Here is a 26,754-nt window from a genome sequence, read left to right on the forward strand (position 1 = left end):
CCACCCCTCGAAAGGACGTCGCTCCTCGATGACCGACACGCTCCAGACCTCACCCACGACCGAGCTGCTGACCGACGACGCGACCTGGTGGCGCCAGGCGGCCGTCTACCAGATCTACCCCCGCAGCTTCGCCGACTCGAACGGCGACGGGATCGGCGACCTGCCCGGCATCACCGCCAAGGTGCCGTACCTGACGACGCTCGGCGTCGACGCGGTCTGGCTCAGCCCGTTCTATCCGTCGGCCCTCGCCGACGGCGGCTACGACGTCGACGACTACCGCGACGTCGACCCGAAGATCGGCACGCTCGCCCAGTTCGACGAGATGATCACGGCGCTGCACGGCGCGGGCATCAAGGTGATCGTCGACCTCGTGCCGAACCACTCCTCCGACCGGCACGTCTGGTTCCAGGAGGCTCTGGCGGCGCCCGCCGGATCGCCGGCCCGCGCCCGCTACATCTTCCGAGACGGTCTCGGCGAGAGCGGCGAGCTGCCGCCGTCGGACTGGACCTCGATCTTCGGCGGCCCGGCCTGGACGCGCGTCGCCGATGGTCAGTGGTACCTGCACTCGTTCGCGAGCGAGCAGCCCGACTGGGACTGGGACAACGACGAGGTGCGCGAGGACTTCCTGACGACGCTGCGGTTCTGGTCGGATCGCGGGGTCGACGGGTTCCGCGTGGACGTCGCGCACGGTCTCGCGAAGAGCCTGCCCGAGGTGCTGCCCTCGAAGGCCGAGCTCGACGCCCTGCCGAAGGCCGACGGCGACCACCCCCTGTGGGACCGCGACGCCGTGCACGAGATCTACGCCACCTGGCGCGAGGTCTTCGACTCGTACGACCCGCCCCGCACGGCCGTGGCCGAGGCCTGGGTCGAGCCCGCCCGTCGTGCGAAGTACGCCAGCGCGTCGGGTCTCGGTCAGGCGTTCAACTTCGACCTGCTCGAGGCGGACTTCGACGCCGAGTCGTTCCACGACATCATCACGTTCAACCTCAAGGCCGCCGAGGAGTCCGGGTCGTCGACCACCTGGGTCTTCTCAAACCACGACGTGGTGCGGCACCCGACCCGCTACGGGCTGCCCCCGCTGGCGGGCCGTGAGATCAAGCAGGGCGCCGAGTGGCTGCTCGCCGGGGGCGACGCGTCCGAGGTCGACGCCGAGCGCGGACTCCGTCGCGCGCGCGCCGCGTCGCTCTTCATGCTCGGCCTGCCGGGCTCGGCGTACATCTACCAGGGCGAGGAGCTCGGGCTGCCCGAGGTCGGCGACATCCCCGAGGCGCAGCGCCAGGACCCGGCGTTCTTCCGCAACCCGGGCGTCGACGTCGGTCGTGACGGCTGCCGCGTGCCGCTGCCGTGGGAGCGCTCGGGCGAGTCGTTCGGCTTCGGCCCCGGCCCGGCGCACCTGCCGCAGCCGGCGTGGTTCGGCGACTTCTCGGTCGAGGCCGAAGACGACGACCCGGCCTCGACGCTCTCCCTCTATCGCGCGGCGCTCGCGGCGCGACGCGAGCTGCAGACCGACGAGACCCTGACCTGGGAGGCGGTGGCCGACACGGGCGCCGTGGCCGGGGCCGAGCCGCAGGTGCTGCACTTCTCCCGCCCCGGCGGCTGGCACGTGGTCTGCAACTTCGGACCGACCCCGGTGGCGCTGCCCGCCGGCGAGGTGCTCGTCGCGAGCGGTCCGCTCGGCGAGGCCGGCTCCGACTCGGTGCTGCCGGGCGAGACGGCGGTCTGGCTGCGGGCGTAGTCGCACCGCGCCTCCTCGGCGTCGCTCGGGCCAAGGGCCGTCCCGGTGAGTAACCAGCTCACCGGGACGACCGGGTCCCACACGGCGGCCCGAACCGGCACGTATGAGTGCCCTGCGGTGCCGGGATCAGGGGCGGCACCGCAGGGCGTCGGTGCGCCGTCCACGATGACGGCGAGAGTGCCCGCAGAGCGACGTCTTCGGGGGCGTCGCCCAGGTCGGGGGGCGACCGGGCACGGCGACGTCCGCTGGTCGAGACCCATGCGCCGGGGGGAGCGCGATCCGTGCTGTCGGATCAGGTGTGCCTCGGCCGTCGCCGGCGTCAAGGGGTACTCTATGGGTCCGCATATGGGGGGACAAGCCCGATCGTGTCCCCCGAGCGGGGGGTCGTCGGGTGAACCTGCCGCCTGTCGCGGGTGAGACCCGCGCCGTTCCGGGGCTGTGGGATGGCCGAGGAGGCGCGGTTCGCTTCGCCCCCGACTCCGGGTATGCTTGTCGAGCGCGTTCGCTCTGCGACGCGTGATGGAGCCGTCGCATAGTTCGGCCTAGTGCACCACCCTGCTAAGGTGGAGTTCCCTTTGTGGGAACCGTGGGTTCAAATCCCACCGGCTCCGCTGGACCCCGTTGAGTTGTGATCTCGCCAGATCAGTTCACGGGGTCCTTCGCTTTGACAGGCATCGTCGGCTCGTCCGCGGGGTGAGCGCCGAGGTGCGATGCTGGCCGCATGACGCACGGTCGGTTGAGGGTGCTGCTCGGGGCCGCGCCCGGGGTGGGCAAGACGTACACGATGCTCGAAGAGGGCGCCCGGCTCGCGGCCGAGGGCAAGGACGTCGTCGTCGCCGTCGTCGAGACGCACGGGCGGGCGGCCACCGCCGCCGTGATCGGCGACCTCGAGATCGTGCCGCGCAGCATCCGCACGCACCGCGGGGTCGTGCTCGACGAGATGGATCTCGAGGCCGTGCTCGCGCGCCGCCCCCAGCTGGCCCTCGTCGACGAGCTCGCGCACACCAACGCCCCCGGCTCGACGAACGCCAAGCGCTGGCACGACGTGCAGGCGCTCCTCGACGCGGGCATCGACGTCGTGTCGACGGTCAACGTGCAGCACATCGAATCGCTCGGCGACGTCGTGGAGGAGATCACGGGCGCCCGTCAGCGCGAGACCGTGCCCGACGCCGTGCTGCGGGACGCCGACCAGGTGGAGGTCGTCGACCTCGCGCCGCAGGCGCTCCGCGACCGCCTCGCCGCCGGCGACGTCTACCCCGTCGACCGCATCGACGCCGCCCTCTCGAACTACTTCCGACTGGGCAACCTGACGGCCCTCCGCGAGCTCGCGCTGCTCTGGCTCGCCGACGAGGTCGACAGCGCCCTGAGGGCCTACCGCGACGAGCACGGCATCGACAGCCACTGGGAGGCGCGCGAGCGCATCGTCGTCGGACTCACCGGGGGGCCCGAGGGCGAGACGCTCATCCGCCGGGCGGCCCGCGTCGCCGCCCGGTCGTCGGGCGGCGAGCTCATCGCCGTCCACGTCAGCAGCCCCGACGGGCTGGCGCAGGGCGAGCCCGGGGCCCTCGCGGCCCAGCGCGCACTCGTCGAGAAGGCCGGTGGCACGTACCACCAGGTCGTCGGCTCGGACGTGCCCCGGGCGCTCGTCGACTTCGCTCGGGCCGCGAACGCCTCGCAGCTCGTGATCGGCGTCAGCCGACGCGGCCGGCTCGCCACCGCCATCAGCGGCCCCGGCATCGGCGCGACGGTGATCCGCGAGTCGGGTCGCATCGACGTCCACATCGTCACGCACTCGGCGGCGGGCGGTCGTTCGCGCCTGCCTCGTCTCGGCGGCGCCCTCTCGCCCCGTCGCGTCGTCGCCGGCTTCGTGCTCGCCCTCGCGGGCGGGCCGCTGCTCACCTGGCTGCTGACGAACAACCGGACGGAGGACGGCATCGCCGGCGACGTCCTCCTCCTGCAGCTGCTCGTGCTCGTCGTCGCGGTGACCGGCGGTCTCTGGCCGGCGCTGTTCGCCGGGCTGCTGTCGGGCATCATCCTCGACGTCTACTTCATCGCCCCGATCTACAGCCTCACCATCGCCCAGCCGCTGCATCTGCTGGCACTCGTGCTCTACCTCGTCAACGCGACGCTGGTCAGCTGGGTGGTCGACCAGGCGGCACGGCGGTCGCGGGCCGCCGCCCGGGCGCTCGCCGAGACCGAGCTGCTCGCGACCATCGCGGGCAGCGTCATCCGCGGCGAGGGAGCCCTGCAGGCCGTCATCACGCGCACCCGCGAGGCCTTCGGGCTCAGCCGCGTCCGCATCGTGACCGACACGGGCTCGGGGGAGCGCGAGCTGCAGAGCACCGGGCAGGAGGCGGTGGCCGGCCCGGTCACGCGCCTCCCGGTGGGCGACGGCACCGCTCTCGAGGTGACGGGCGACGTCACCGCGGCCGACCGTCGTCTGCTCGGCGTCGTCGCCGCGCAGGTCGAGGCCGCCCTCGAGCACTCCGCCCTCAGCCGCACGGCCGGCGAGGTCGGGCCGCTGGCCGAGGTCGACCGGATGCGCAGCGCGCTGCTCGCCGCGGTGGGACACGATCTGCGTAGGCCCCTCGCGGCGGCGACCGCGGCCGTCAGCGGGCTGCGTCAGAGCGACGTGCGCTGGAGCGACGCCGACCGCGACGAGCTGCTGTCGACCGCGCACGAGAGCCTCGACTCGCTCTCGACGCTCGTCACGAACCTGCTCGACGTCAGCCGCGTGCAGGCGGGTGCCCTGGCCGTCACCCCCGCCGACGTCGACGTCGACGAGGTCGTCATGGGGGCGCTCGACGAGCTGGGTCTCGGACCCGACGACGTCGAGCTCTCGCTGCGGACGGCCGTGCCGGCGGTCCGGGCCGACGCCGTGCTGCTGCAGCGCGTGCTGGTGAACCTGCTCGACAACGCCCTGCGCTACTCGCCGACGGGGGAGCGGGCGCGGATCTCGTCGAGCGTGTTCGGAGGCCGCGTCGAGATCCGCGTGGTCGACCGGGGGCCCGGGGTGCCCGCCGATCGACGGGACGAGATCATGGTGGCGTTCCAGCGGCTCGGCGACACCGACAACGCGACCGGGCTCGGTCTCGGACTCGCGCTGAGCAAGGGGTTCGTCGAGGCGATGGGCGGCACGCTCGCGCTCGACGACACCCCCGGGGGCGGTCTCACGATGGTCGTCTCGCTCGCCGCGGTCGATCGCGATCCTCACGGAATCCCTACGCCGGAGGCGCGTGCCGAGTCGGTCGCGTCGGCTACGGTCGGCGAGGAGGCACCGTGAAGATCCTGATCGCCGACGACGACCCGCAGATCCTGCGTGCGCTGAAGGTCACCCTCGGCGCGCGCGGCTACGAGATCGTGACGGCCGGCGACGGTCGCACCGCCCTCGACCTGGCGGCCACGGAGCACCCCGACCTCGTGATGCTCGACCTCGGGATGCCTCGACTCGACGGCGTCGAGGTCATCGCCGGGCTGCGCGGCTGGTCGACGGTGCCCATCCTGGTGGTGTCGGGCCGAACCGACGCGGCCGACAAGGTCGAGGCGCTCGACGCCGGCGCCGACGACTACGTCACCAAGCCGTTCGCGATGGAGGAGCTGCTGGCGCGCATCCGCGCCCAGACCCGCCGTCTGCCCTCGGGAGCCGACGACGAGCAGCCCGTGACGACGTTCGGCGACGTGCGCGTCGACCTGTCGGCGAAGACGGTCGAGCGGGGCGCCGTGCGCGAGCCCGTGCGGCTGACTCCCACGGAGTGGAAGATCGTCGAGCTGCTGCTGCACAGCCCCGGCAAGCTGATCACGCGCGAGACGATCCTCACCCAGGTCTGGGGCCCCTTCCATGCGAAGGACACCGGCTACCTCCGCCTCTACTTCGCCCAGCTGCGCAAGAAGCTCGAACCCGTGCCGGCCTCGCCCCGGTACCTCGTGACCGTGCTCGGCATGGGGTACCGCTTCGAGCCGGATGAGCCCGCCGGGCCGGTCGACCCGGCTGCGGTCGAGGGCTGATACCGCGCCGACCCTCCTGGGCACCCCGTCAGGACCCATCACTCGTCCGGAGGCGGCGATGGCGTCGTCGGAGCGGTCAGCGGCACCTCGATCGTCTCGATCTGCACGGTCGCACCGCCGCGTGCACACGCCGCCGCCACGGCATCCAGACCGTTTCTGAACGAGTCGACGGCGTCCGCCTGGGCTCGGACACCCAGCCCACCGCCGGACCAGGCCGTCACCAGGTTGCGGTCGAGAGTCCGGATGGACTCGACGACGGCGGCGGACGGTCGTGTCGGTCCCCCGACCAGGTCGTTCCAGTCCTGGCGGAGGGCGTCGCGGGCTGCGAGCGCGTCGTGCCGTCCCTCGGACGCGTCGAGCCTCTGATCCGCCGGCCGCGCACCACCGCGGCGGTCGACGTAGTCGTGCCAGGCGGCCGCGAACGGCTGACAGAAGTCGGCCCCTGCGCGAGGCTCCGAGGTGGAGCACCCCGCGAACGGCAGCGCCGCCGCCATGCCGACAACGACCGCTAGACGACGGCGCCGGGGCTGGTGCGTCACGAAGGTCGAATTCGGCCACCGGGTGAGGTCTCGACTCCAGATGCGCTTGCGTCATGCTATCGGGTGTCATGTCAGCGGGAGGTTCGGGCCTGGGGCGAGAATCCTTACGGTTTCCTCGCGCTTTTGGGGGCTGGCGCTGTCGCTCGCCCGCATAGCCTGACGGAGCGTCCGCCGAGGGCGCGATCGAGAGGTCCGCCGTGTCAACAGTGTCTGAGAGAAGCGGTCGCGACGGCGATGCGCTCGAACCGCAGCCGACGCGACCGGGTGACTCGCGCCTCCGGAACTGGCTGCTCGACGGTCTGACCGAGAACTCGGGCGCCCACCAGGGGCCCCACGCCGAGAAGGTCGAGAAGACGCATTCGTGGTGGCGCGTCATGTGCCTGACCGGCGTCGACTACTTCTCGACGCTCGGCTACCAGCCGGCGATCGCCGCGGTCGCCGCCGGCCTGCTGTCGCCGCTGGCGACCATCGTGCTCATCGCGCTCACCCTGCTCGGCGCCCTGCCCGTCTACCGCCGGGTCGCCCGCGAGAGCCCGCGCGGTGAGGGGTCGATCGCCATGCTCGAGCGACTGCTGCCATGGTGGGGCGGCAAGCTCTTCGTACTCGTGCTGCTCGGGTTCGCCGCGACGGACTTCATGATCACCATCACCCTGTCGGCGGCCGACGCGACGGCTCACGCGGTCGAGAACCCGTTCGCGCCCGCGTGGTTCCACGGCGCGGAGGTGCCCATCACGCTCTTCCTCGTGGCTCTGCTCGCAGCGGTGTTCCTCCGAGGCTTCAAAGAGGCGATCGGTATCGCCGTGGTGCTCGTCGGGGTGTTCCTGACGCTGAACCTCGTCGTCATCGCCGTCTCGATCTTCCACGTCGCCGAAGACACGGTCGTGATCGGGAACTGGTGGCAGGCACTCACGGTGCAGCACGGCAACCCGGTCGTCATGGTCGGGATCGCCCTGATCGTGTTCCCGAAGCTCGCCCTCGGCCTGTCGGGCTTCGAGACCGGCGTCGCGGTCATGCCGCAGATCACCGGCGACGCCTCCGACACCGACGAGCGGCCGACGGGGCGCATCCGGGGCGCCCGCCGCCTGCTGACGACCGCCGCCATCATCATGAGCTCGTTCCTCATCCTGTCGAGCTTCGTCACGACGCTGCTGATCCCGCAGGCGGAGTTTCAGGCGGGAGGCTCGGCGAACGGCCGCGCGCTGGCCTACCTCGCGCACGAGTACCTGGGCGACGGCTTCGGCACGCTCTACGACGTCAGCACGATCTGCATCCTCTGGTTCGCCGGGGCGTCGGCCATGGCCGGCCTGCTGAACCTCGTGCCCCGCTACCTGCCGCGCTACGGCATGGCGCCGCAGTGGGCTCGCGCCGTCAGGCCGCTCGTGCTCGTCTTCACCGTCGTCGCGTTCATCATCACGATCGTGTTCGACGCCGACGTCGACGCCCAGGGTGGGGCCTACGCGACGGGAGTGCTCGTGCTGATCACCAGCGCCTCCGTCGCGGTCACCCTCTCGGCCCGACGGGCCCGGCAGCCCAAGCGCACGATCGGCTTCGGCGCCATCGCCCTGGTCTTCGTCTACACGACCGTCGTCAACGTCGTCGAACGCCCCGACGGCGTCAAGATCGCCGCGATCTTCATCGTGGGGATCATGGCCGTGTCGCTGTTCTCCCGGGTGCGGCGGTCGTTCCAGCTGCGGGCCACGTCCATCTCGTTCGACGACACCTCGCTCGGGTACGTGCGCGAGGACGCCGACGAGTACGGCTCGATCCGCGTCATCGCCCACGAGCCCGGGCGCGAGGTCGCCGAGATCTACAAGAAGAAGCTCAGCGCCGAACGCCGCTACAGCGGGATCCCGCAGCGCTCTCCCGTCATCTTCCTGGAGGTGCACCCCGGCGACTCGTCCGACTTCGAGGAGGACCTCGTCGTCACCGGCTGCGTCGTGCACGGCTACCGCGTGCTGCGCGTGACGAGCGGCGCGGTGCCGAACACGATCGCATCGGTGCTGCTCGCGATCCGCGACGAGACCGGCGTCGTGCCCGACATCTACTTCGAGTGGACCGAGGGCAGCCCGCTGTCGAACATGGGCCGGTTCCTCGTGACGGGGGCGGGCGAGGTCGCCCCCGTCACCCGCGAGGTGCTGCGCCAGGCCGAGCCGCACCGCTCGCGCCGGCCGGACGTGCACGTCAGCTGACCTGCGCGTCCTGCGGCGCGAGTCCTGACCCGCGCGACCTGCGTCCTGCGCCGCGCCTCCTCGGTCGCGCGTCCTGACCCGCGCCCTCTGGCCTGGGCGTCCTGCGTCCTGACCCGCGCCTCCTGGCCTGCGCGTCTGAGTCGCACCTCCTGACCCGCGCCTCCTCGGCTGGGGCGCGGACGGGGTACGCCGGCGCCGGCGCGCTCAGCTTGGCCCTCGCGCTCGCGGCTGCTGTACATCTAGAGAAATGACCGATCCCCGCACCATGCCCTACCCCCTCGGCGTCACTCCGCTGCCCGACGGCGGCGCGCACGTCGCCGTGTACTCCGAGACCGCCGACCGCATCTGGTTCTGCCTCTTCGACGACGACGGCGCCGAGACGCGCTTCGAGCTCGACTCCCGCACCGGGCACGTGTTCCACACCGTGGTCGAGGAGGCGCGGGTCGGCTCCCGCTACGGCCTCCGTGTCGCAGGCCCCTGGGACCCGGCCAACGGCCTCCGTCACAACGAGAGCAAGCTGCTGCTCGACCCGTACGCGACCGCCCTCGACGGCGTCTTCGACTGGGGTCAGGCCGTCTTCGGCCACGACATGAACGAGCCCGAGACGCGTGACGACTCCGACTCCGCCGCCGCCATGCCGCGCAACGTCATCGCCGACCGCGACTTCGACTGGGGCGACGACCGACGTCCGCTGACCCCGCTCGAGGACACCGTCGTCTACGAGGTCCACGTCAAGGGCTTCACGAAGCAGCACCCCGACGTGCCCGAGGAGATCCGCGGCACGTACGCCGGCATGGGTCACCCCGCCGCCATCAAGCACTTCACCGACCTCGGCGTCACGGCGGTCGAACTGCTGCCCACGCACCAGTTCGTGCAGGACAGCCACCTCGAGGAGAAGGGGCTCCGCAACTACTGGGGCTACAACTCCATCGGCTTCTTCGCCCCGCACGACGAGTACGCCTCGAAGGCCGCCGGCACCCGCGGCGGCCAGGTCGCCGAGTTCAAGCAGATGGTCAAGAACCTGCACTCCGCAGGCCTCGAGGTGTGGATGGACGTCGTCTACAACCACACCGCCGAGGGCAACCACATGGGCCCGACCATCTCGTTCAAGGGCATCGACAACGCCGCCTACTACCGTCTGGTCGAGGGCGACGAGGCGAACTACTTCGACACCACGGGCACCGGCAACAGCCTGAACGTCAGCCACCCGGCGGCGCTCGCCCTCATCATGGACAGCCTCCGCTACTGGGTGACCGAGATGCACGTCGACGGCTTCCGCTTCGACCTCGCCACGACCCTCACCCGCCAGGGCGGGGAGGCCAGCGAGCACAGCGCGTTCCTGACGCTGATCCACCAGGACCCGGTGCTGCGCAGCGTCAAGATGATCGCCGAGCCGTGGGACACCGCCGGCTACCAGGTCGGCGGGTTCCCGGCCGACTGGTCGGAGTGGAACGGCAAGTTCCGCGACGACGTGCGCGAGTTCTGGAACGGCGAGCCCGGAGTCCTGTCGACCTTCTCCGACCGCGTCCTCGGCAGCCCCGACGTCTACGAGGCCGACCGCCGCTCGCCTCTGTCGAGCGTCAACTTCGTCACCGCCCACGACGGCTTCACCCTGGCCGACCTCACGAGCTACGCCGAGAAGCACAACGAGGAGAACGGCGAGGACAGCCAGGACGGCGAGAGCGACAACAAGTCGTTCAACGGCGGAGCCGAGGGCCCGACCGACGACCCGGCCGTGAACGAGTACCGCGATCGCCAGCGCCGGAACTTCCTCGGCACGCTGCTCGTCAGCGCGGGCGTGCCGATGATCCTCGGCGGCGACGAGATGGCCCGGACGCAGGGCGGCAACAACAACGCCTACTGCCAGGACAGCGAGATCTCGTGGTTCGACTGGGCCGGAGCCGACCGCGAACTCCTCGCGTTCACGACCGAGCTCATCACCCTGCGCCGTGAGAACCCGGCGCTGCGCCCAGACTGGTTCCGCTACGCGCCCGAGGTCGAGAGCGACGACCACGTCCAGGTGCGTCGCGCCGACGACCACTCGTTCTCGACGGGCGACTGGCAGCAGGGCGAGAACAAGGCGATCACGTTCGTGCTCACCCACAAGGACGCCGACGCGTTCGCCTACCTCGTCAACGGCTCGACCTCGGTCGTCGAGTTCAACGTGCCCGACGCACCGCACGGCGAGTGGGAGCTCGCCGTCTCGAGCGACCCGGACCAGCGGGTCGAGGGCGCCGTGACCACGCTGCTCGTGCGTGACGCGAGCTTCACGCTGCTGCGGAGCCGCGCCTCGTAGGCGGTCTCGACCCGAGCCTCCCGGCCCCTTGCGGTCGGGAGCCCGGGCAGGCGCGCCCATGCGCGTGCCGCGTGCCGCGTGCTGCGTGCTGCGTCCCGCATGCTGCGTGCCGAGTGCCGAGTGCCGAGTGCCGAGTGCCGAGTGCCGCGTGCCGGGCGTCGGCAACTCCTGAACTTCGGCGTCGGTCCCGCCGGGGCGGCCACGCGGACCGTCGCTCGGGTGCAGGAGTCAGGAGTTGTCGCCGGTCGCGGCGATGCGCCGACATCGCCCAACGTGGGCCTGAGGCGGGTGTCGCCAACTCCTGTGAATCGGCGTCGGTTCCGCTGGTTCTGCCCCTTGAGCGTCGCTTGGGTGCAGGAGTCAGGAGTTGCCACCAGGCCAGGCCCGTCCCGTTCCGGCCCGGCCCGGTTGGCTCGGCAAGGTCCGGCGTCGCCCCGAGAGGGGTGGGTCCGCGCGTCGGCGTGCGTCGTGTGCGCGGGCGGGCGTCGGCAACTCCTGCATTTCGGCGTCGGTTTCGCTGGTTCGGCCTCGCTCAGCGTCGGCCGGGTGCAGGAGGCAGGAGTTGCCGCCAGGCCAGGCCAGGCCCGTCCCGGGGGTGCGTCGTGTGCGCGGGCGGGCGTCGGTAACTCCTGCATTTCGGCGTCGGTTCCGCTGGTCCGGCCTCGCTCGCCGTCGGTCGGGTGCAGGAAGCAGGAGTTGCCGACACGGCCCGTCCCGTCCCGACACGGCTCGGCCCGGCGCGGCTCGGCCCGGCAAGGCTCGGCGCAGTCCGGCTCGGGCCGGGCCGGTTCGGCAAGGTCCGGCGTCGCCGCGGAGGGGTGGGCCCGCCGCGTCGGCGCTCATCGCGTGCGCGGGAGGGTGTCGGCAACTCCTGCACTGGGCGTCGGTCAGCTGGTTCAGCGCCCGCTGCGCGTCGCTCGGGTGCATGAGGCAGGAGTTGCCGACGCCAGCTGGCGCCGCCGCGGATGCCGGCGACGCCGCAGACGCCGCAGATGCCGATGAGGCCGCACATGCCGCACACGCCGCCGACGGCGCAGACGCCGAGGGCCCGCTGCGCCGAACGGCGGAGCGGGCCCTCGGCGGAGCGGATCAGGCGGAGGCGAGCTGGCCGAGCGACCCGCGGAGGAAATCGGCGTACGTGGGCTCGACGACGGTCGTCGTCATCGGGGCCGCGGCGACCGGGCCGGCGGTGAGGCGGCGGCGCTTCGGATAGGCGGTGATGCGGACGGCGGAGACACCGGGCTCGCGACGGTAGAAGCTGTCGCTCGACACATCGACGCGGGCGCGGATGTGGGCGACGAGCGACTCGTGCGAGAGGCGGGCGAGTGTCGCGGCGCTCATACGGCGTCTTCCGCGAAGAGGGCGGCGAGGTCGAGCGGCTGGGTCTCGGCGAGGTCGAGAACGGCCGGCGAGGTGGAGTCGGTTGCAGAGAGCATTGTTCATCTCATTTCTGGTGTCCCTGTGGTCACCGTGAGGGGAACTGGTGTCGCACTGCCGTGAATCAGTGCGCTTTCACTCTCGCATCGGGGGATGGGGGCGTCCAGTCGCCGCCCAGAGGAGTTCGCATTGCGGACACGACCGCTTCGTCTTCAGCGCCGTCGCCCGACGAGCGCCTCGCCCAGACGCTCGGTCTCGGCGCCGTCGACGGGCACGGAGACCCCGTCGAGAGTGGTCACGGGGGCGATCTGCCGACCGCTCGAGACGAGCCAGAGGGCATCCGCCTCGCGCACCCGGTCGAGTGTCAGCAGCGCGTACTCGACCGTGACGCCCTGCCGTTCGAGCGCCTCGAAGGCGGCCGCCTGGGTGGTGCCCGCCAGGATGCCCAGGTCGAGGCGCGGGGTCGTGTAGCGGTCGCCGAAGCGGGCGAGCAGCGAGGCCGAGGGCCCCTCGAGCGCGTAGCCGTCACTGCTGACGAAGAGGACGTCGTCGGCACCGCGGCGCGCGGCCTCGCGCAGCACGCTCTTGTTCACGGCGTACGAGAGGGTCTTCGCCCCCTGCAGCAGCCAGGGGGAGGTCTCGGCGACGTCGTGTCGGTAACCCCGGTCGAGTGAGACCACCGAGATGCCGTCACGACGCTCGATCGCCGGGTCGTCCATCACGGCGGTGCGCACCCAGGCGGTCGGCGTGCCGTCGCCGCCCTCGAGCCCGCGGGTCACGACGAGCTTCTGCAGCAGGAACGGGGCCGGCTCGTGCGCGGCCGCCGACGCGAGGCACGCGGCACGGAAGACGTCGAGATCGAGTTCGGGCAGGTCGAGCATCGCCGCCGACCGGGCGAGGCGCAGGAGGTGCGGCTCGAGCGCCTGCACCGCCCCGTCGACGACGCCCAGGCCCTCGAAGACGCCGTCACCGCGGGTGACGCCGAGGTCGGTGACGTGGATGGTGACGAGGTCGGGGTCGACGAGCCGGTAGCCGACGTCGGACGGGCCCTGGACGGGCATGCCCCGCATGGGCCGGTCGACTACGGCGACGGTGGCAGGGGGCTGAGCGGTCACGACGGGTCTCCTCGGCTGGGCGACAGCGCGCCCTCGACACCAGCATGCCCGACACCACCGACACGGCGATCCTCCGGTCGACGTTCCTAGTCCGTCTAGTTAGTGCTTCTAGGTAAAAGCCCTTCTGATCTGGACTTTTCACGCCACCGAATGCTGGTGGCACACAGGTTGGCACCGTAACGTGGAACACGCCCGGCTCGAACGGGCTCGTGGCACCCCGCAGGCGCGGAGCTTCACACGCAGGGGCGCTGTCTGCGGGGGGTCACCACGAGCGCCCATGTGCCGGTCGCCCGAGCCGGCCTCAGCCGCTGAGCGGGTGCGACCCCTCGTGCTCGGCGCCGGTGGCGAGTCCGCCGATGAACTCGCCCAGGGTCTCGTCGGCGGTCCGGGTCGGCGTCCATCCGAGCTCGCGCCTCGCCTTGTCGGTCGACATGGTCGGGATCTTCGCGGCGATGTCGAGCCAGCCGGGCTCGGTCGGCTGCAGCCGCAGCAGCCAGGTCAGCAGCACGACGGCTCGAAGTGCCCGGTACGGCACCGGGACGACTCGGCTGCCGAGCACACGTGCGACGACGTACGGGTCGACGAGACCCTCCGTGGCCAGGTTGAAGGCGCCCCCGGCGCGACGGTCGACTGCGCGCCAGAAGGCGTCCGCGACGTCGTCGGCGTGGACGATCTGGGCGACGAACCGGGGCGACAGGGGAAGGAACGGCGGGCGGAACCGGCTGAGCCAGGTCGTCGGCACCCAGCGCCCGGCGAACAGCCCGACGATCTCGCGTGCGGCCGCCGCCTGGAGCACGAGCCCCGGTCGCATCCGGGTGACGACGACGTCGGGGTGCTGGCGAGAGAAGCGGTCGAGCACGCTCTCGTTGGTCGCCTTGTACGACGAGTAGCTCGAGCGGCGCACGCCCCGGGTCTTGTACGACTCGTCGACACGGCGCCCCTTGGGGCCGCGACTGTAGGCGCCCACCGAGCTCGCGACGAGCACATGAGGCACGCGGGCGCGCACGACCGCATCGAGGACGTGGGAGGTGCCGGTCACGTTCGTCCGGTACATCGCGTCGCGATCGTGGCTGGGCTGCAGTGCCCAGCCGAGGTGGACGACCGCGTCGGCCCCGGCGAAGGCCACGGCGAGCTGCTCGGGGGCGGCGTCCGCGCCGATGTCGATGCCGTACCAGGTGACGTCGCCGTAGGGCGGCGACGCGGAGCGCGGGCCGCGACGGGCGATCCCCACGAGTTCCGTCACGCTCGGTTCGGCCTGCAGGCGGGTGAGGAGGGCCGTGCCCAGGTTGCCCGTTGCTCCGACGACGACCACGCGCATGCGGGTTCCTCCCGTGTTGTCCGAACGGGGCGGCGGCTCGACCCCGTGTGCTGCGAGCGTACGCGCGACCGCTGAGCGACCGGCGCGCGGGGTACCCCGCTTCCCGGCGCCGCCGCCCCTGCCCTGCCCGATGGGTCCTTCGCCCCGAGTGCCCGATGCGCTCTGCGCCCTGCGCCCGCCCTGCGCCCGCCCTGCGCCCAACGCGCCCCGCGCCCCGCGCCCAGCGCGCCCCGCGCCCAGCACTCAGCGCGCCCGGCGCTCGGGGCGCACCTCGCGTCACGCGGCGGGCGGGCCCGCCTCGGCGGCGATCCGCGCCACCGTGTCGCGGTCGAGCGAGAAGACCTCGTCGCCGTCGTGCGCGTCGTGCGCCCGGACGACCGTGGTGCGGACTCCGTCGGCCCCGCGGGCGTCGGCCGAGACGTCGACGACGACGAACCCCGACCCGCGGACGGCGCGCTCGGTGCCCTCCTCGGCGGAGACGTCGGTGTCGTTGGCGACTCCGGGGGCCACGACGACGGGCACGCCGGCGAGGCCGCCGACGATGTGGTGGTGGTAGTGCCCGGCGAGGACGACGCGGACGTCGGTTCCGTCGATCACCTCGGCCAGCGCCTCCGGGGCTCGGAGGGCGAGAGCGCGGTGCAGCACGGTCGGCGCGGGCAGCGGAGGGTGGTGCAGCACGAGCACGGTGCCGCGCACGGCGGGCGTCGCGAGCAGCTCGCGCAGCATCTCGAGCTGCGCGGGGCGGAGGTCGCCGTAGCCGGCCCCGGGCACGGAGGTGTCGAGTCCGACGATGCGCCAGCCGTCGACCTCGACGAGGCGGTCGAGGGGTCCTTCGGGGTCACCGCCGAACACCTCGGCGAAGCCCTCGCGCCGATCGTGGTTGCCGGGCACGAGCGCCACGGCCGCACGCCGGGCGCCCGCCCAGGCGCCGAGCCGGGATCGCAGCAGACGGTAGGAGGCGGTGCTCCCGTCGTCCGACAGGTCGCCCGAGCCCACCAGCAGCCGCACCCCCTCGACCCTCGCCGCCTCGGCCAGCACCCGGTCGAGGGCGGCGGTGGTGTCGACGACCCCCTGGTGCAGGGTGGCGTCGCCCGTCAGGTGGGCGTCGCTGAGGTGGACGAGGCGGAGCGCGCCGGGCGCGAGTGGCTGCATGGGTCGAGCGTAGGTCAGTGCGCGAAGCCGTCGGCGGGGGCGAGCCGGGCGTCGAGTTCGCCGCCGAGCCGGTCGAACATCCCGGTGACCTCGGCCCACTGCCCGGGCGTCGGCGTGTTGGGCTCGACGTAGAGGCCGTAGAACCAGCGGGGCAGGGCGAGCACCTCGATCAGCACGGTCTCGCTGCGGTCGAAGAACTGGGTGCCGTCGCGGCGCAGATCGGCGGCGACGAGGGGTTCGCCGGTCACGTGGTGGAACCCGGCCGCGCGCAGGGCCCTGGCCGTGATCCGTGCCGAGAGTCGCGGCGACGTGCGCCTCGTGGCCCGGTCGCCCACGACCGCTCGCACGTGCGCGAACACGAGCTCGAAGTCGTGGACGGCGTGCGAGCCGTCAGCGGGCGGACTGCTCATCGTGACACTGTGCCACCTGCGTCCGACCCCGACGACGCCCAGTTCGGGTCGCCCCCGGACGGGAGCGGCGGCCGCCTCTTCCCTCGGCCGACCCTGCGGTGCCAGGATGCCCCTACGGCTGCCGCAGGCGCCGCCCCCGCCCGGCTCGACGACGTGCCGGGCGCCCGTCCGAGGAGGAACATCGTGCCCACGCAGCTCACCCCGTACCTGGCCTTCCGCGACACCGCCCGCGAGGCGCTCGAGTTCTACCGCTCCGTGCTCGGGGGCGAGTTCACGGTCAGCACCTTCGGCGAGTACGGCATGGGGGGCCCGGCCGAGAGGGATCGCATCATGCACGGGCAGCTGGTGACCGCGGGCGGCATGCTGCTCATGGCCTCCGACCGGCCCGACGAGATCCCGCTCGAGTCCGAGAACGCGATCTCGCTGTCGCTCTCCGGCGACGACGCCGACGAGCTGACCGCCTACTTCACGGGGCTGTCCGACGGGGGCACCGTCGGCGTCCCCCTCGAGAAGGCTCCGTGGGGAGACAGCTTCGGCATGGTGACCGACCGCTACGGCATCCACTGGATGGTCAACATCTCCGGCGAGGCCGCCTGATCGCGCGGTCGACCGGACCCGCCCGACGGGCCAGAATGGCGACATGGACGACGCGAGCCGCTGCCCCTGCCTGAGCGGAGACGTCTACGGCGACTGCTGCGGCCCCCTGCACGCCGGTGCCGCCGCACCCACCGCCGAGCGGCTGATGCGTTCGCGCTACTCCGCCTACGTGCTGCGCGACGTCGCCTACCTGGCCGCGACCTGGCATCCCTCGACCCGACCGGCCGATCTCGACATCGACCCCGGCACGCGGTGGTTCCGGCTCGACATCGTGCGCACCGAGAAGGGCGGCCCCTTCGACGACGCCGGCGTCGTCGAGTTCGAGGCCCGGTCGACGACGGACGGCGAGGTGCACGTGCAGCACGAGGCGAGCCGGTTCGTGCGAGACCGCGACCGGCGCTGGCTCTACCGGGACGGCCTCGTCTCCTGAAGGGACGACGACGGGCCGGAGTCGCGGCCCGGTGCGGAGGCGGCGGCGACGAGCGGTCGGGGCGGGGGAGCCAGACGCTGCGAGTCGCGAGCCGGCGCGAGGAGCGTCGCGCGCCTCCCTCGCTCGTCGGGCTCGGTCGTGGCGCCGAGCACCTGGAGGCGCTCCGGCGTCAGGGTCCTGACCGCCGCCGTCCAGGCGCAGACGAGCGCGTCGAGGAGGTCCTCGCGGTGCTTGTACGCCCGGTCGACGAGGGGCGAGGGCTCGTCGATCAGGAGGCGCGACACCGGGTGGGACGAGAGGCGCAGCGGAGGGGCGGCCCCGTCGAGAGCCGCCAGCCGGGCGATCAGATCGTCGCAGACGACGGCCCGCGCGGCCCGGCGGTCGGCGAGCGGGAGCGTCGTGTCCGGCCTCTTGTAGCGCGGCCGGCGGGTCTCGTAGCCGAGCTCGGTCATGCCGACCAGCGTCGTGTACGGGTAGCACTCGAAGTACGACGAGCGGCCGGGCGGCACGGCAGCGACCCCGTCGTCGTAGACCATTCCGGCGGTCTCGAGGCGCTCGCCGAGGGTGCGTCCGCCGAGCCACGCCAAGGAGGCGCTGCTCGCGTTGGCCGCGACGTGCCAGCGACCGTAGGCGCGACCGACCTCCCGCTCGCTCGGCCGCATGCCGGTCGCGTTCGGCACGAGCACCGGGGCGTCGATCGCGATGGACGAGCCAGGGGTCGCCCACGCGTCGATCCACCGGACGACCTCGTCGACGCCGCGCGCCCAGCCGGCGTCGAGCACCGTGCCGTCGGCATCGAGGACGGCGAGGCCCGTCTCGTTCGCGGGGCGCCCGGGGGACGAGTCGCGCCAGGCGAGGTCGACGCCGACGAAACGGGGTGAGGTCACACGCCCGACGGTACCCGTGCGGGTCGGCGGCGACCCGCCGCAGCCCCGCCGTCGGACGGCATGCGGGCGCTCCGGTGCCTCCGCGTTGCGCCGGCGTGCCCGTGCCGGTGCCTCCGCGCTGCGCCGGCGTGCCCGTGCCCGTGCCTCGCGCTGCGCCGGGTGCGTGCGAGCACCGATACTGGGGGCATGTCGAGCACACCGACCGGCCCCGCGGCCGCCGCGCCCACCCCCGCCGATCTGCGACGGTGGCGCCGGTTCCTCGCCGACGAGCGGGCCGAGGAGTCGACCTACCGCTATCTCGCCCGCCGCCGCACCGGTGAGGAGCGGGACATCCTGCTCGCGCTCGCCGACGCCGAGGCTCGTCACGCCCAGCACTGGCTCGCGCTGCTCGGAGACCGGGTGGGGCGGCCGGCGCGCACCGACCTCCGCACCCGCGTGCTCGGTCTCCTCGCCCGCCGCTTCGGCTCGATCTTCGTGCTCGCGCTCGTGCAGAGCGCCGAGGCCCGCTCGCCGTACGCGACCGACGCCGATGCGACCGTGGCGATGGCCGCCGACGAGCGGATCCACGGCGAGGTCGTCCGCGCGCTGGCCGAACGCGGCCGCACCAGGCTGTCCGGATCGTTCCGAGCCGCGGTGTTCGGAGCCAACGACGGGCTCGTCAGCAACCTCGCCCTCGTGCTCGGCATCAGCGCGACCGGGGTGCCGAACCGCGTCGTGCTGCTGACCGGTCTCTCGGGGCTGCTCGCGGGGGCCCTCTCGATGGGCGCGGGCGAGTACGTGTCGGTGCGCTCGCAGCGCGAACTGCTCGATGCGTCGACGCCCGACCCCGCCACCCGCGGCGTGCTCGCCGACCTCGACGTCGACGCCAACGAGCTGGCGCTGGTGTTCCGCGCTCGGGGGATGACGGCGGCCGACGCCGATGCGCGCGCTCGCGCCGTGCTCGGCGGGACCGACCGGGGCGAGGCGCCCTTCGGCGGTCCGGCGACCGGTGCGCCCGCCCTGCCCGCCGACGCTGCGGCGCCCGAGGGCGACGTGCCCGCGGGAGCGGCGCCGGGGGATGCCGCGTCGTCGGCGGCCCCGGCCTCCGACGCCCACGAGTCCCTCGGCACGGCGTTCGGGGCGGCGGGCTCGAGCTTCTGCTTCTTCGCCTCCGGGGCGATCATCGCCGTGCTGCCCTACCTGTTCGGTCTCGAGGGCCTCACCGCGGTCGTGGTCGCCGCCGTGCTCGTCGGCATCGCGCTGCTCGGCACGGGTGCGGTCGTCGGGCTGCTCTCGGGCGCGAGTCCGCTGCGCCGGGCCCTCCGGCAGCTCGCGATCGGCTTCGGAGCCGCCGCCGTGACGTACGCGCTGGGGCTGCTCTTCGGCACGGGCGGGGCCTGAGCCCTCGAACGAGCGGCAGCGCCCGGACCGCACCCGCGCGACCGGGACCACCCGCGCCTCCTGCCCGGTCGCGACCCGCGCCTCCAGACGGCAGCGGCCGCACCCGGCGATCAGACCCGGCGAACCCCACCCCGCGGTCAGACCCGGCGGTCGAGCTTCCAGGCGATCCACGCCGTGACGAGCACGACCCCGGCCGCGGCGAGGCGCGCGCCGTCGAGCACGCCGTAGCCGGTCGTGCCGGTGAGGCTCATGTCGCTGCCGATGCCGATGCCCCAGACCGCGCCCGAGGTCGCCAGGCAGACGACCACCGCGAGACCGATGATGCTCGAGGTCACCGCGTGCGACTTGACGCCCACCTGGTCGGTGGTCGTGGTGGGCCGCGACCAGCGGGTGGCGGCGAACCGCACGATGCCGAGCCAGAGCAGGGCGACGGCGCACGAGCCGACGACGTCGCTGCACCGGTGCCAGCCGTAGGCCACGGTCTGCTCGGCGACGATCGCGGCGAACGCGGTGCCGATGACGAACAGGAGCGGTCGCAGGTGCCGGCCGAAGGCGGTCATCACGGCCAGGAGACCGGCGACGGCGATCGTGGCGTGACCGCTCGGGAAGCTGTTGCTGTATAGCTCGCCGGTCAGGTCGGGTCGGGGCACGACCTGCTTGAGAACCTGCGCGGTCACCGTCGCGCCGATGATGATCACGGCCGACTGGATCGCGGCGCCCGGGCGTCGGCGGATCAGCGCGACCCCGACGGTGAGGGCGAGGACGGCGAGGACGGCCGTGGGTGAGATCGCGTCGAGGGCCACCCCGGACTGCAGCAGCGTGTCGCCCTCGACCGAGGCGAGGATGCTGTCTTCTATCTGCTGCCCGGCCGGGGTGAGCACCGCGGCGAAGTAGACGCCGACGAGGGCGGCGAACGAGACGCCCGACGTGACGACCCACCTCGTGGCGCCCGAACGGCGGACGGCCGTGGGCGCGGAGAGGGTCGGAGAAGCGGTCACCGGATAATGAAACAACACCACTGCTGGGCGCAAGCTCCCACCGGGCACCGAATCCGCGGAAAGACGAGGGACTCCCAGGTTCGACGGTGCTCGCTGCGATCAGCCTGGGAGGCGCGGGCCGGCCGGGTGAAGACTGGTCACCACCCGATCGAGGAGGATCCATGAGCACGACGAACAGCAACGAGCCGCAGCAGGGCGGGGTCACCGACGAGGACTCCACGTTCGGAGACCGCGACGACCAGAAGCCCGTCGAGGTGTCGGAGAACGGCGGGGCGCCCGACGGCGGCACGTCGCCCGACGCGGCGGAGAAGGCCGACGGCGAGGAGGTCACCGGCCGCGACGCGACCGGCGACATGCGCGACCGGACGGGCACCGCCGACGCCGACGACATCGACGAACTGCTCGGCGAGCGGCACGACGACGCCGAGGGTCCGCGCGCTCCGTAACCCGCGCCTCCGTCCCGATTGGCGGGGAGGCCCTGCCTCGTGTAGTGTTTCCTCTGGCCAATCGGCCGGAGAAATGCGCCTGTAGCTCAACGGATAGAGCATCTGACTACGGATCAGAAGGTTGGGGGTTCGAGTCCCTCCAGGCGCACATTCTGAAAGGCCCCGCCCTCGTCGGCGGGGCCTTTCTCCGTCTGCGGGCTCGGCCGGGGTGGCCCCGGGCGGGGCTGCCGCCCGTCTCCTGAGGCCTCGGCCGGCCCTACTGGTAGATGTACGGGTCGTCCGGCTCCGCGACGGCTTCGATCGAGTCGGCGGTCACGGCCGTCGGCTGGTCGCTGGCCGCGCTGGTGTTCGTCGTGAACCGGCCCTCGAGGTCGACCCACTGGTCGGGCTCGTAGGTGCTGGTCCAGTCGGGCAGGTGCACCGGGATCCCGACGGCCTGGGCGTCGATGGCGCAGTGGCTGATGTAGAAGCGCGAGACGTAGAAGACGTTGTCGGGGTCGTCGGCGTCGGGGGTGATGAAGCCGGTCGCGCGCACCGTCTTGCCCTCGTAGAACGCCGGGTCGCTCGTCTGCCGCAGCAGCGAAGCCCAGTCGAGCAGCGACAGGTTCGCCGTCGAGGCGTCGGGTGCCGACTGCTCGTCGAGGGTCGTGCTGCTCGTCAGCGGGGCGGTGCTGTTGACGTCGCGCTGAGCGGCCGTGGCCGAGGTCAGCGTCGCCGGCGGCAGCAGCACCATGGCCCCGGTGACGACGACGGCGACGGCGGCTCCGACCCCCGTCAGGGCCCGACCGAGGAGGCGCGGGGCGGGTCCGTGACGATGCACCGTCACGCGCATGGCGCTGAAGAGCACGCCGGCGAGTCCGAGCGCCGACATGATGACGGCGAAGACGGCGTGCTTGGGGGCGACGTACAGCTCGAGCTGATCGGTGGCGGCCAGCCACAGGGTCGAGGCGGACATGACGCCGATGAGGGCGAGGCCCTGGTAGCGCTTGAGGTCAGGCATAGAAGTTCACCATCAATCCGATCGCGGCGCACGTGAGGGCGACGACCGTCGTGAGCTGGACGAGCGTCGTGGTCGTGAAGGTGGTCTTCATCATGGCGAGCATCTTGATGTCGACGATGGGACCGAAGAGCAGGAAGGCGACGATGCCGCCGGGCAGGAACGTCGAGGCGAACGGGAGGATGAAGAACGCGTCGATGTTCGAGCAGATCGAGATGACGAACGCGAGGGCCATCAGGGCGAGGACCGACCAGACGGGGTTGCTGCCGAGGGTCACGAGGACGCTGCGGGGGACGGCGACCTGCACCAGGCCGGCGATGAACGCCCCGAGCACCAGCGCGGGCATGACCGCAGCCGACTCGCGGGCCATCACGTCGCGGCTCTCCTGCCACCGCGAACCGTGGTCGTGGTCGTGGTCGTGGGCGTCGCTCGCGGGGACGGCGCAGTCGGCGGCGAACGACTCGGTGAGCAGCCTCTGCGGTGCGGGGTGCCGGCTGAACAGCCATCCGATCAGGTTCGCGATCACGAAGCCGCCGACGACGCGCGAGACGAGGATGCCGTCGTCGAAGCCGAAGACCTGGAAGGTCGTGAGGATCGTGACGGGGTTGACGATCGGCGCGGCGACGAGGAACGTCATCGCTTCGGGCACCGAGAACCCCTTGGCGATGAGCCCGCGTGAGAGCGGCACGTTGCCGCACTCGCAGACCGGGAGCAGCACCCCGAGGACCGAGATGACCATCCGCCGCGCGGTCGCGTTGCGGGGGAGGACCTTCACGATCCACCGGTCGGGGATCCACACCTGCACGAGCACCGAGATGAGCAGGCCGAGGATGACGAATCCGAGCGACTCGATGAGCACGCTGGTGGTCAGGGTGACGAGGTCCTGGCCGACGTTCGGCAGGTCGACGAGGGCGATGTCGCCGGTCAGGGCGCGGACGACGAAGACGAGCGCCAGCACCCCGGCGGCGACGAGCAGGCCGGTGCGCTGCGCGCGTCGGGCCACCCGCGGGCGGTCCCTCGTGAGGAGATCGGTCATGTCGTCCCAGTCTCGCAGGAGTCGTCGGGTCGTCTGTCGGGCGGCGACCCGTGAGTCGGCCTCCGCAGACAGTACAGGCCGTCGATGAGGGGCCGGCGGGGAGGGCGCGCTCGCCGGGACCGCCGCACCGCGCCTCCGAGGCTCACGTCCGCAGCGATCCGAGGTGCCGGTCGAGCGCCGCGATCGCCCACGACGCGTCCTGCCCGAGATCGTAGGCGAGCAGATGCAGCGCCAGGCCGTCGACGACCGCGTGCGTCAGATCGAGGTCGACGTCGCTCGGCGAGGCGCCGAGATGGGCGAGCGCCTCGGCGCAGACGTCGCGCACGACGCGGTGACTCAGCTCGTGCGCCTCGCGGAGGGCGGGTTCGGCCGTGGCGAGGGCCATCAGCGAGACGGTGACCTCCATCTCGTCCCGTCGCTCGGCGTCCAGCGGCAGCAGCTCGAGCAGGATCGCGCGGGCGCTGTCGACGCCCCGCGCGGCGCCCGCCGCTCGCACGACCCGCTGCCGGACGCGTTCGACCAGGAGGTGCACGGCCGCGCTCCGGACGCTCGCCTGGGTGGGGAACGTGTACCGCAGCGACGACGGGGGCAGGCCGGCCTCGGCCGCCACCCGGCGCACCGACATCTCGGCCGGGCCGTCGCGGACGAGCACCCGCCAGGCCGCCTCCGACACCACTCGTCGTCGTTCGTCGACATCCATCGTCCGGGGCATCCCCGCATTTTGGCACATCCGTACGAGATCCGTGCTAAGAATGGGCCTCGTGGTCGTACGGTCGTGCGACTATCCACTTGCGAACGGAGCGGCACATGGCCTGGGCACTGCTGATCGTCTCGGGGGTGCTCGAGTCCGTCTGGGCGTCGGCCCTCGGGGCGTCGAAGAACTTCACGAGGCGGGGGCCGACGGCGCTGTTCGTCGTCGCGCTCGCCCTGAGCATGGTGGGCCTCGCCCTCGCCATGAACGACATCCCCGTCGGGACGGCCTACGCCGTCTGGGTCGGCATCGGCGCGGTGCTGACGGTCGTCATCGGCGTCGTCCGCAAGCAGGAGGTCCTCACGATCGGCCGCGGCATCCTGCTGGCCCTGCTGATCGGCTGCGTCATCGGCCTCAAGGTGGTCAGCTGATGCCGTGGATCGTGCTCGTCGTCAGCGCCGTGCTCGAGGCCGTCTGGGCGACCGCCCTCGGCCGGAGCGACGGGCTCAGCGTCCTCACGCCGTCGATCGTGTTCTTCGTCGCGCTCGCCGCCTCGATGCTCACCCTCGCCTACGTCACCCGCCACATCCCGATCAGCACCGCCTACGCGATCTGGGCCGGACTCGGCGCGGCGTTCACCGTCACGTACAGCATGCTGACGGGCGGCGAGGCGGTCACGGCCCTGCGGGTGCTGTTCCTCGCCGGCATCGTCGCCAGCGTCGTCGGCCTCAAGCTGCTGAGGCCCCGCCCCGCCGCGGCGGCGGAGGTGGTCGACGAGCCGACGGGTCGCTAGGGTGTGGGCCATGCAGTGCTGCTGAGCCTCCGTCGAGTACCCGCCCCGCGCCTCCTCGGCGCTCGATCGATCGGTTCAGCATGTCCGCAGCCCTGCCCCTCCACGGCAAGACCGCCCTCGTCACCGGCGTCTCACGACGCCGCGGCATCGGGTTCGCCGTCGCCACTAAGCTCGCCGCGCTCGGTGCGAGCGTCGTCGTGCAGCACCACCGCCCGCACGACCTCGAGCTGCCCTGGGGCGGCGACGACCTCGACGCGGTCCGCGACGGGATCCGCGCGCACCTGACCCCCGGGGCCTCGTTCGCCGACGTCGCCGCCGACCTCGCCGACCCGGAGAGCATCGGCCGCGTGATGAGCGTCGCCACCGAGCTGACCGGGTCGCTCGACGTGCTCGTCTGCAACCACGCCAAGAGCGGCGACGACGGCAGCATCCTCGACATGACCCCCGAGCGCCTCACCGCGTTCTGGGAGGTCGACACGCGCTCGACGCTGCTGCTCACCACCGCGTTCGCCCGTCTGCGGGCACCCCGGGTCGAGACCCCGCGCCGCCCCGGCGACCGCATCGTCGGGACGGGCCCCTACGAGGAGGCGCGGGGTCACGTCATCTGGATGACGTCCGGGCAGATCCACGGCGCGATGCGCGGCGAGGTCGCCTACGCCGCGAGCAAGGCGGCGCTCGCCGGGGTCACCCCCACCGTGGCCGCCGAGCTGCTCGAGCTCGGCATCGTGCTGAACACGATCGACCCGGGGCCCGTGAATACCGGCTACCTGGACCCGGAGACGACCGACCGGTCGCTCGACGACCTCGCCGAGCAGCTCGCGAGCACGCCGTTCGGCCGAGTCGGACGACCGGAGGACCCGGCCGAGCTGATCGGCTGGCTCGTCACCTCGGCCGGCAGCTGGGTGGTCGGCCAGGTGCTGACGTCCGACGGCGGCTTCGGGCTCTGAGGCGGGCCGGTGCGGCCGGCCCCGCCGCTCGCGGTGCGGCCGGACGCGGTGCGGCCGGACGCGCCTCAGCGGCGTGCGACCACGGCCCAGCCGTGCGGCCCGACCGAGAGCACGTCGCCGTCGAGCCCCGCGTCGCGCCCGGCGAGCCACTCGCCCGGCGCCGGCTCGGGCACGCGCAGCTCGTCGTCACCCAGATTCAGCGCAACGACGAGCGCCTCGTCCGGCCCGTCCCCGGTGATCTCGAGCACGAGCGTCTCGTTCGAGACCGCGATCGTGCGACTGCGCGCCGTGTGCAGCCAGGGGTGACGGCGTCTCACGCCGATGAGCTCCTGGTGCAGCGCGAGGACCTCGGGGACGGCGCCGTCCACCCCGAGCCCCGGCTCGTCGACGGGCGCCGAGGGGAACGGCGGGCGCACGGCGTCGTCGCCGCCGACCCGCTCCTCCTTCAGGGCCCGGAGCCCCAGTTCGTCGCCGTAGTAGATCGTGGGCGTGCCGCCGAGCGTCAGCAGCAGCGCCACCGCATGATCGTGGTGACGGTCGTCGTCGATCTGGCTGGCGATGCGGGTCACGTCGTGATTGCCGACGAACGTGAGCGGCACGAAGTGCTCGAGGAACCCGTCGTGGCGCTGCAGCGCCCACTCGAGCTCGTGCAGGTTGACGTCGTTCAGCGCATGCCAGACCCCCTGCCACAGCTCGTACTGGGTGACGCTGTCGAGTGCTCCGTCGGCGACGGCCGCGACGTAGTCGCCGTGCAGCACCTCGCCGACGACGTACACGTCGGGGTGGCGTTCGCGCAGCGGCGGCAGCACGGTCGCCCAGAACGCCGAGGGGACCGAGTACGCGGCGTCGAGTCGCCAGGCGTCCGCCCCGCGATCGCACCAGTACGTGAGCACGTCGGTCACGCGGCGGGCGACCTCGGGCGAGTCGTGGTCGAGCGCGATGAGGCCGCCGTGGCCCTCGAAGGTCGCGAGGCCGCCGTCGTCGTCGCGACGGAACAGCGCGGCGGCCGGCGACGACGGGTCGCGTCGCGCCTCGAGCAGGTCGGGGAACTCGGGGCCGACGTGGTTGAAGACCCCGTCGAGCATGATCTGGACGCCCTTCGCGTGCGCCGCGTCGATGAGCGTCACGAGGTCGGCCTCGGTGCCGAGGCGCGGGTCGACGGCGAACCAGTCGATCGTGTCGTAACCGTGCGTCGACGAGGCGAACACCGGCCCGAGGGCGAGGCCGTTGGCGCCGAGCGCCAGCAGATGGTCGAGCCAGGGGACCAGATCGAGGAGGCGCGGTGCCGGCGAGCGGTCCGCCCCGGTCGTGTCGGCCCCGACGAAGCCGAGCGGATAGACGTGCCACCAGATGGTGTGCTTCGAGCTGTTCACCTCTCACACCGTACGGGTCGAGGGCGGACGCCGGCCTGGCGCG

At 72.5% G+C, this 26,754-nt stretch carries 24 protein-coding genes and 2 tRNA genes; 14 read left to right on the plus strand and 12 right to left on the minus strand.

Translation table 11 applies throughout. From position 1 onward, the window contains the following. The first annotated feature begins 28 nt into the window (after positions 1 to 28). From ASF17_RS03570 to ASF17_RS03585, 4 genes are all read left to right on the plus strand, one after another. The gene (locus ASF17_RS03570; protein WP_055795266.1) at positions 29 to 1,735 is read left to right on the plus strand and encodes a glycoside hydrolase family 13 protein; all 1,707 of its coding nucleotides are present in this window, start codon (positions 29 to 31) and stop codon (positions 1,733 to 1,735) included. A gap of 521 nt (positions 1,736 to 2,256) precedes the next feature. Then, positions 2,257 to 2,346: transfer RNA gene (locus tag ASF17_RS03575), tRNA-Ser, on the plus strand. 110 nt (positions 2,347 to 2,456) lie between these two features. After that, positions 2,457 to 5,018 carry a sensor histidine kinase gene (locus ASF17_RS03580; protein ID WP_055795267.1) on the plus strand — a complete coding sequence of 854 codons (2,562 nt, stop codon included), beginning with the start codon at positions 2,457 to 2,459 and terminating at the stop codon, positions 5,016 to 5,018. Next, a complete protein-coding gene (locus ASF17_RS03585; RefSeq protein ID WP_055795269.1) occupies positions 5,015 to 5,740 on the plus strand; it encodes a response regulator in 726 nt (241 codons plus the stop codon). The genes ASF17_RS03580 and ASF17_RS03585 overlap by 4 nt, the downstream gene beginning before the upstream one ends. Before the next feature lie 38 nt (positions 5,741 to 5,778). Here the strand turns inward: ASF17_RS03585 and ASF17_RS03590 are convergent, their stop codons facing one another. Next, entirely contained in the window at positions 5,779 to 6,234 is a 456-nt protein-coding gene (locus tag ASF17_RS03590) for a hypothetical protein (RefSeq protein WP_055795271.1), read from the minus strand. A gap of 251 nt (positions 6,235 to 6,485) precedes the next feature. On the opposite strand from ASF17_RS03590, the gene ASF17_RS03595 reads away from it, so the two are divergent. Together ASF17_RS03595 and glgX are read left to right on the plus strand one after the other, a co-directional pair. After that, a complete protein-coding gene (locus tag ASF17_RS03595; RefSeq protein WP_055795273.1) occupies positions 6,486 to 8,468 on the plus strand; it encodes an APC family permease in 1,983 nt (660 codons plus the stop codon). A gap of 247 nt (positions 8,469 to 8,715) precedes the next feature. Then, complete coding sequence (gene glgX, locus ASF17_RS03600) at positions 8,716 to 10,764, plus strand: glycogen debranching protein GlgX (protein WP_055795275.1); 2,049 nt, start codon at positions 8,716 to 8,718, stop codon at positions 10,762 to 10,764. A gap of 1,089 nt (positions 10,765 to 11,853) precedes the next feature. Here the strand turns inward: glgX and ASF17_RS03605 are convergent. From ASF17_RS03605 to ASF17_RS03625, 5 genes are all read right to left on the minus strand, one after another. Beyond that, the gene (locus tag ASF17_RS03605) at positions 11,854 to 12,105 is read right to left on the minus strand and encodes a hypothetical protein (RefSeq protein WP_055795277.1); all 252 of its coding nucleotides are present in this window, start codon (positions 12,103 to 12,105) and stop codon (positions 11,854 to 11,856) included. A gap of 248 nt (positions 12,106 to 12,353) precedes the next feature. Next, positions 12,354 to 13,256 (minus strand): aminotransferase class IV, encoded by a 903-nt coding sequence (locus ASF17_RS03610; RefSeq protein ID WP_235476330.1) that lies wholly within the window; start codon positions 13,254 to 13,256, stop codon positions 12,354 to 12,356. 301 nt (positions 13,257 to 13,557) lie between these two features. Further along, entirely contained in the window at positions 13,558 to 14,574 is a 1,017-nt protein-coding gene (locus ASF17_RS03615; protein WP_055795282.1) for an NAD-dependent epimerase/dehydratase family protein, read from the minus strand. A gap of 276 nt (positions 14,575 to 14,850) precedes the next feature. Then, complete coding sequence (locus ASF17_RS03620) at positions 14,851 to 15,726, minus strand: metallophosphoesterase (RefSeq protein WP_055795284.1); 876 nt, start codon at positions 15,724 to 15,726, stop codon at positions 14,851 to 14,853. A gap of 14 nt (positions 15,727 to 15,740) precedes the next feature. Continuing rightward, positions 15,741 to 16,136, minus strand: a complete 396-nt coding sequence (locus ASF17_RS03625; RefSeq protein WP_055795286.1) for a hypothetical protein — start codon at positions 16,134 to 16,136, stop codon at positions 15,741 to 15,743. Between the two features lie 183 nt (positions 16,137 to 16,319). Between ASF17_RS03625 and ASF17_RS03630 the strand changes: the two genes are divergently transcribed. Both ASF17_RS03630 and ASF17_RS03635 read left to right on the plus strand, forming a co-directional pair. Continuing rightward, positions 16,320 to 16,733, plus strand: coding sequence for a VOC family protein (locus ASF17_RS03630; protein WP_055795288.1), 414 nt, complete (start codon positions 16,320 to 16,322; stop codon positions 16,731 to 16,733). 43 nt (positions 16,734 to 16,776) lie between these two features. Next, on the plus strand, positions 16,777 to 17,163 hold the full coding sequence (locus tag ASF17_RS03635) for a YchJ family protein (RefSeq protein WP_055795290.1): 387 nt from the start codon (positions 16,777 to 16,779) through the stop codon (positions 17,161 to 17,163). Here ASF17_RS03635 and ASF17_RS03640 read toward each other — a convergent pair. Beyond that, entirely contained in the window at positions 17,139 to 18,050 is a 912-nt protein-coding gene (locus ASF17_RS03640; protein WP_200913419.1) for a DUF429 domain-containing protein, read from the minus strand. The genes ASF17_RS03635 and ASF17_RS03640 overlap by 25 nt on opposite strands. Before the next feature lie 186 nt (positions 18,051 to 18,236). Here ASF17_RS03640 and ASF17_RS03645 point away from each other — a divergent pair, with 186 nt between their 5' ends. Beyond that, positions 18,237 to 19,430, plus strand: coding sequence for a VIT1/CCC1 transporter family protein (locus ASF17_RS03645; RefSeq protein WP_055795292.1), 1,194 nt, complete (start codon positions 18,237 to 18,239; stop codon positions 19,428 to 19,430). A 137-nt stretch (positions 19,431 to 19,567) separates the two neighbouring features. On the opposite strand, the gene ASF17_RS03650 is transcribed toward ASF17_RS03645, so the two are convergent. Further along, positions 19,568 to 20,428 carry a phosphatase PAP2 family protein gene (locus ASF17_RS03650; protein ID WP_055795294.1) on the minus strand — a complete coding sequence of 287 codons (861 nt, stop codon included), beginning with the start codon at positions 20,426 to 20,428 and terminating at the stop codon, positions 19,568 to 19,570. A gap of 161 nt (positions 20,429 to 20,589) precedes the next feature. Between ASF17_RS03650 and ASF17_RS03655 the strand changes: the two genes are divergently transcribed. Both ASF17_RS03655 and ASF17_RS03660 read left to right on the plus strand, forming a co-directional pair. Then, positions 20,590 to 20,874 (plus strand): hypothetical protein, encoded by a 285-nt coding sequence (locus ASF17_RS03655; RefSeq protein ID WP_055795297.1) that lies wholly within the window; start codon positions 20,590 to 20,592, stop codon positions 20,872 to 20,874. 75 nt (positions 20,875 to 20,949) lie between these two features. Next, positions 20,950 to 21,022, plus strand: a tRNA-Arg gene (locus tag ASF17_RS03660). Between the two features lie 108 nt (positions 21,023 to 21,130). On the opposite strand, the gene ASF17_RS03665 is transcribed toward ASF17_RS03660, so the two are convergent. The 3 genes from ASF17_RS03665 to ASF17_RS03675 all read right to left on the minus strand — a co-directional run bounded on the left by ASF17_RS03665 (position 21,131) and on the right by ASF17_RS03675 (position 23,619). Next, positions 21,131 to 21,874 (minus strand): TIGR03943 family putative permease subunit, encoded by a 744-nt coding sequence (locus ASF17_RS03665; RefSeq protein ID WP_055795298.1) that lies wholly within the window; start codon positions 21,872 to 21,874, stop codon positions 21,131 to 21,133. Then, positions 21,867 to 22,907: a permease gene (locus ASF17_RS03670; RefSeq protein ID WP_082475016.1), complete on the minus strand. Its 1,041-nt coding sequence runs from the start codon at positions 22,905 to 22,907 to the stop codon at positions 21,867 to 21,869. The genes ASF17_RS03665 and ASF17_RS03670 overlap by 8 nt, the downstream gene beginning before the upstream one ends. 142 nt (positions 22,908 to 23,049) lie before the next feature. Further along, complete coding sequence (locus ASF17_RS03675) at positions 23,050 to 23,619, minus strand: TetR/AcrR family transcriptional regulator (protein WP_055795300.1); 570 nt, start codon at positions 23,617 to 23,619, stop codon at positions 23,050 to 23,052. Positions 23,620 to 23,714: 95 nt separating this feature from the next. Between ASF17_RS03675 and ASF17_RS03680 the strand changes: the two genes are divergently transcribed. The 3 genes from ASF17_RS03680 (at position 23,715) to ASF17_RS03690 (ending at position 25,338) form a co-directional block, all read left to right on the plus strand. After that, complete coding sequence (locus ASF17_RS03680) at positions 23,715 to 24,029, plus strand: DMT family transporter (RefSeq protein ID WP_055795302.1); 315 nt, start codon at positions 23,715 to 23,717, stop codon at positions 24,027 to 24,029. Beyond that, the gene (locus tag ASF17_RS03685; RefSeq protein WP_055795304.1) at positions 24,029 to 24,391 is read left to right on the plus strand and encodes a DMT family transporter; all 363 of its coding nucleotides are present in this window, start codon (positions 24,029 to 24,031) and stop codon (positions 24,389 to 24,391) included. The genes ASF17_RS03680 and ASF17_RS03685 overlap by 1 nt, the downstream gene beginning before the upstream one ends. A gap of 80 nt (positions 24,392 to 24,471) precedes the next feature. Further along, positions 24,472 to 25,338: an SDR family oxidoreductase gene (locus ASF17_RS03690; RefSeq protein WP_055795306.1), complete on the plus strand. Its 867-nt coding sequence runs from the start codon at positions 24,472 to 24,474 to the stop codon at positions 25,336 to 25,338. Positions 25,339 to 25,403: 65 nt separating this feature from the next. On the opposite strand, the gene ASF17_RS03695 is transcribed toward ASF17_RS03690, so the two are convergent. Further along, positions 25,404 to 26,711 (minus strand): alpha-amylase family glycosyl hydrolase, encoded by a 1,308-nt coding sequence (locus tag ASF17_RS03695; RefSeq protein WP_055795308.1) that lies wholly within the window; start codon positions 26,709 to 26,711, stop codon positions 25,404 to 25,406. Between the last annotated feature and the right edge of the window lie 43 nt (positions 26,712 to 26,754).

The sequence above is a fragment of the Frigoribacterium sp. Leaf263 genome (assembly GCF_001422285.1).
In the GTDB taxonomy this organism is placed as follows: Bacteria; Actinomycetota; Actinomycetes; order Actinomycetales; family Microbacteriaceae; genus Frigoribacterium.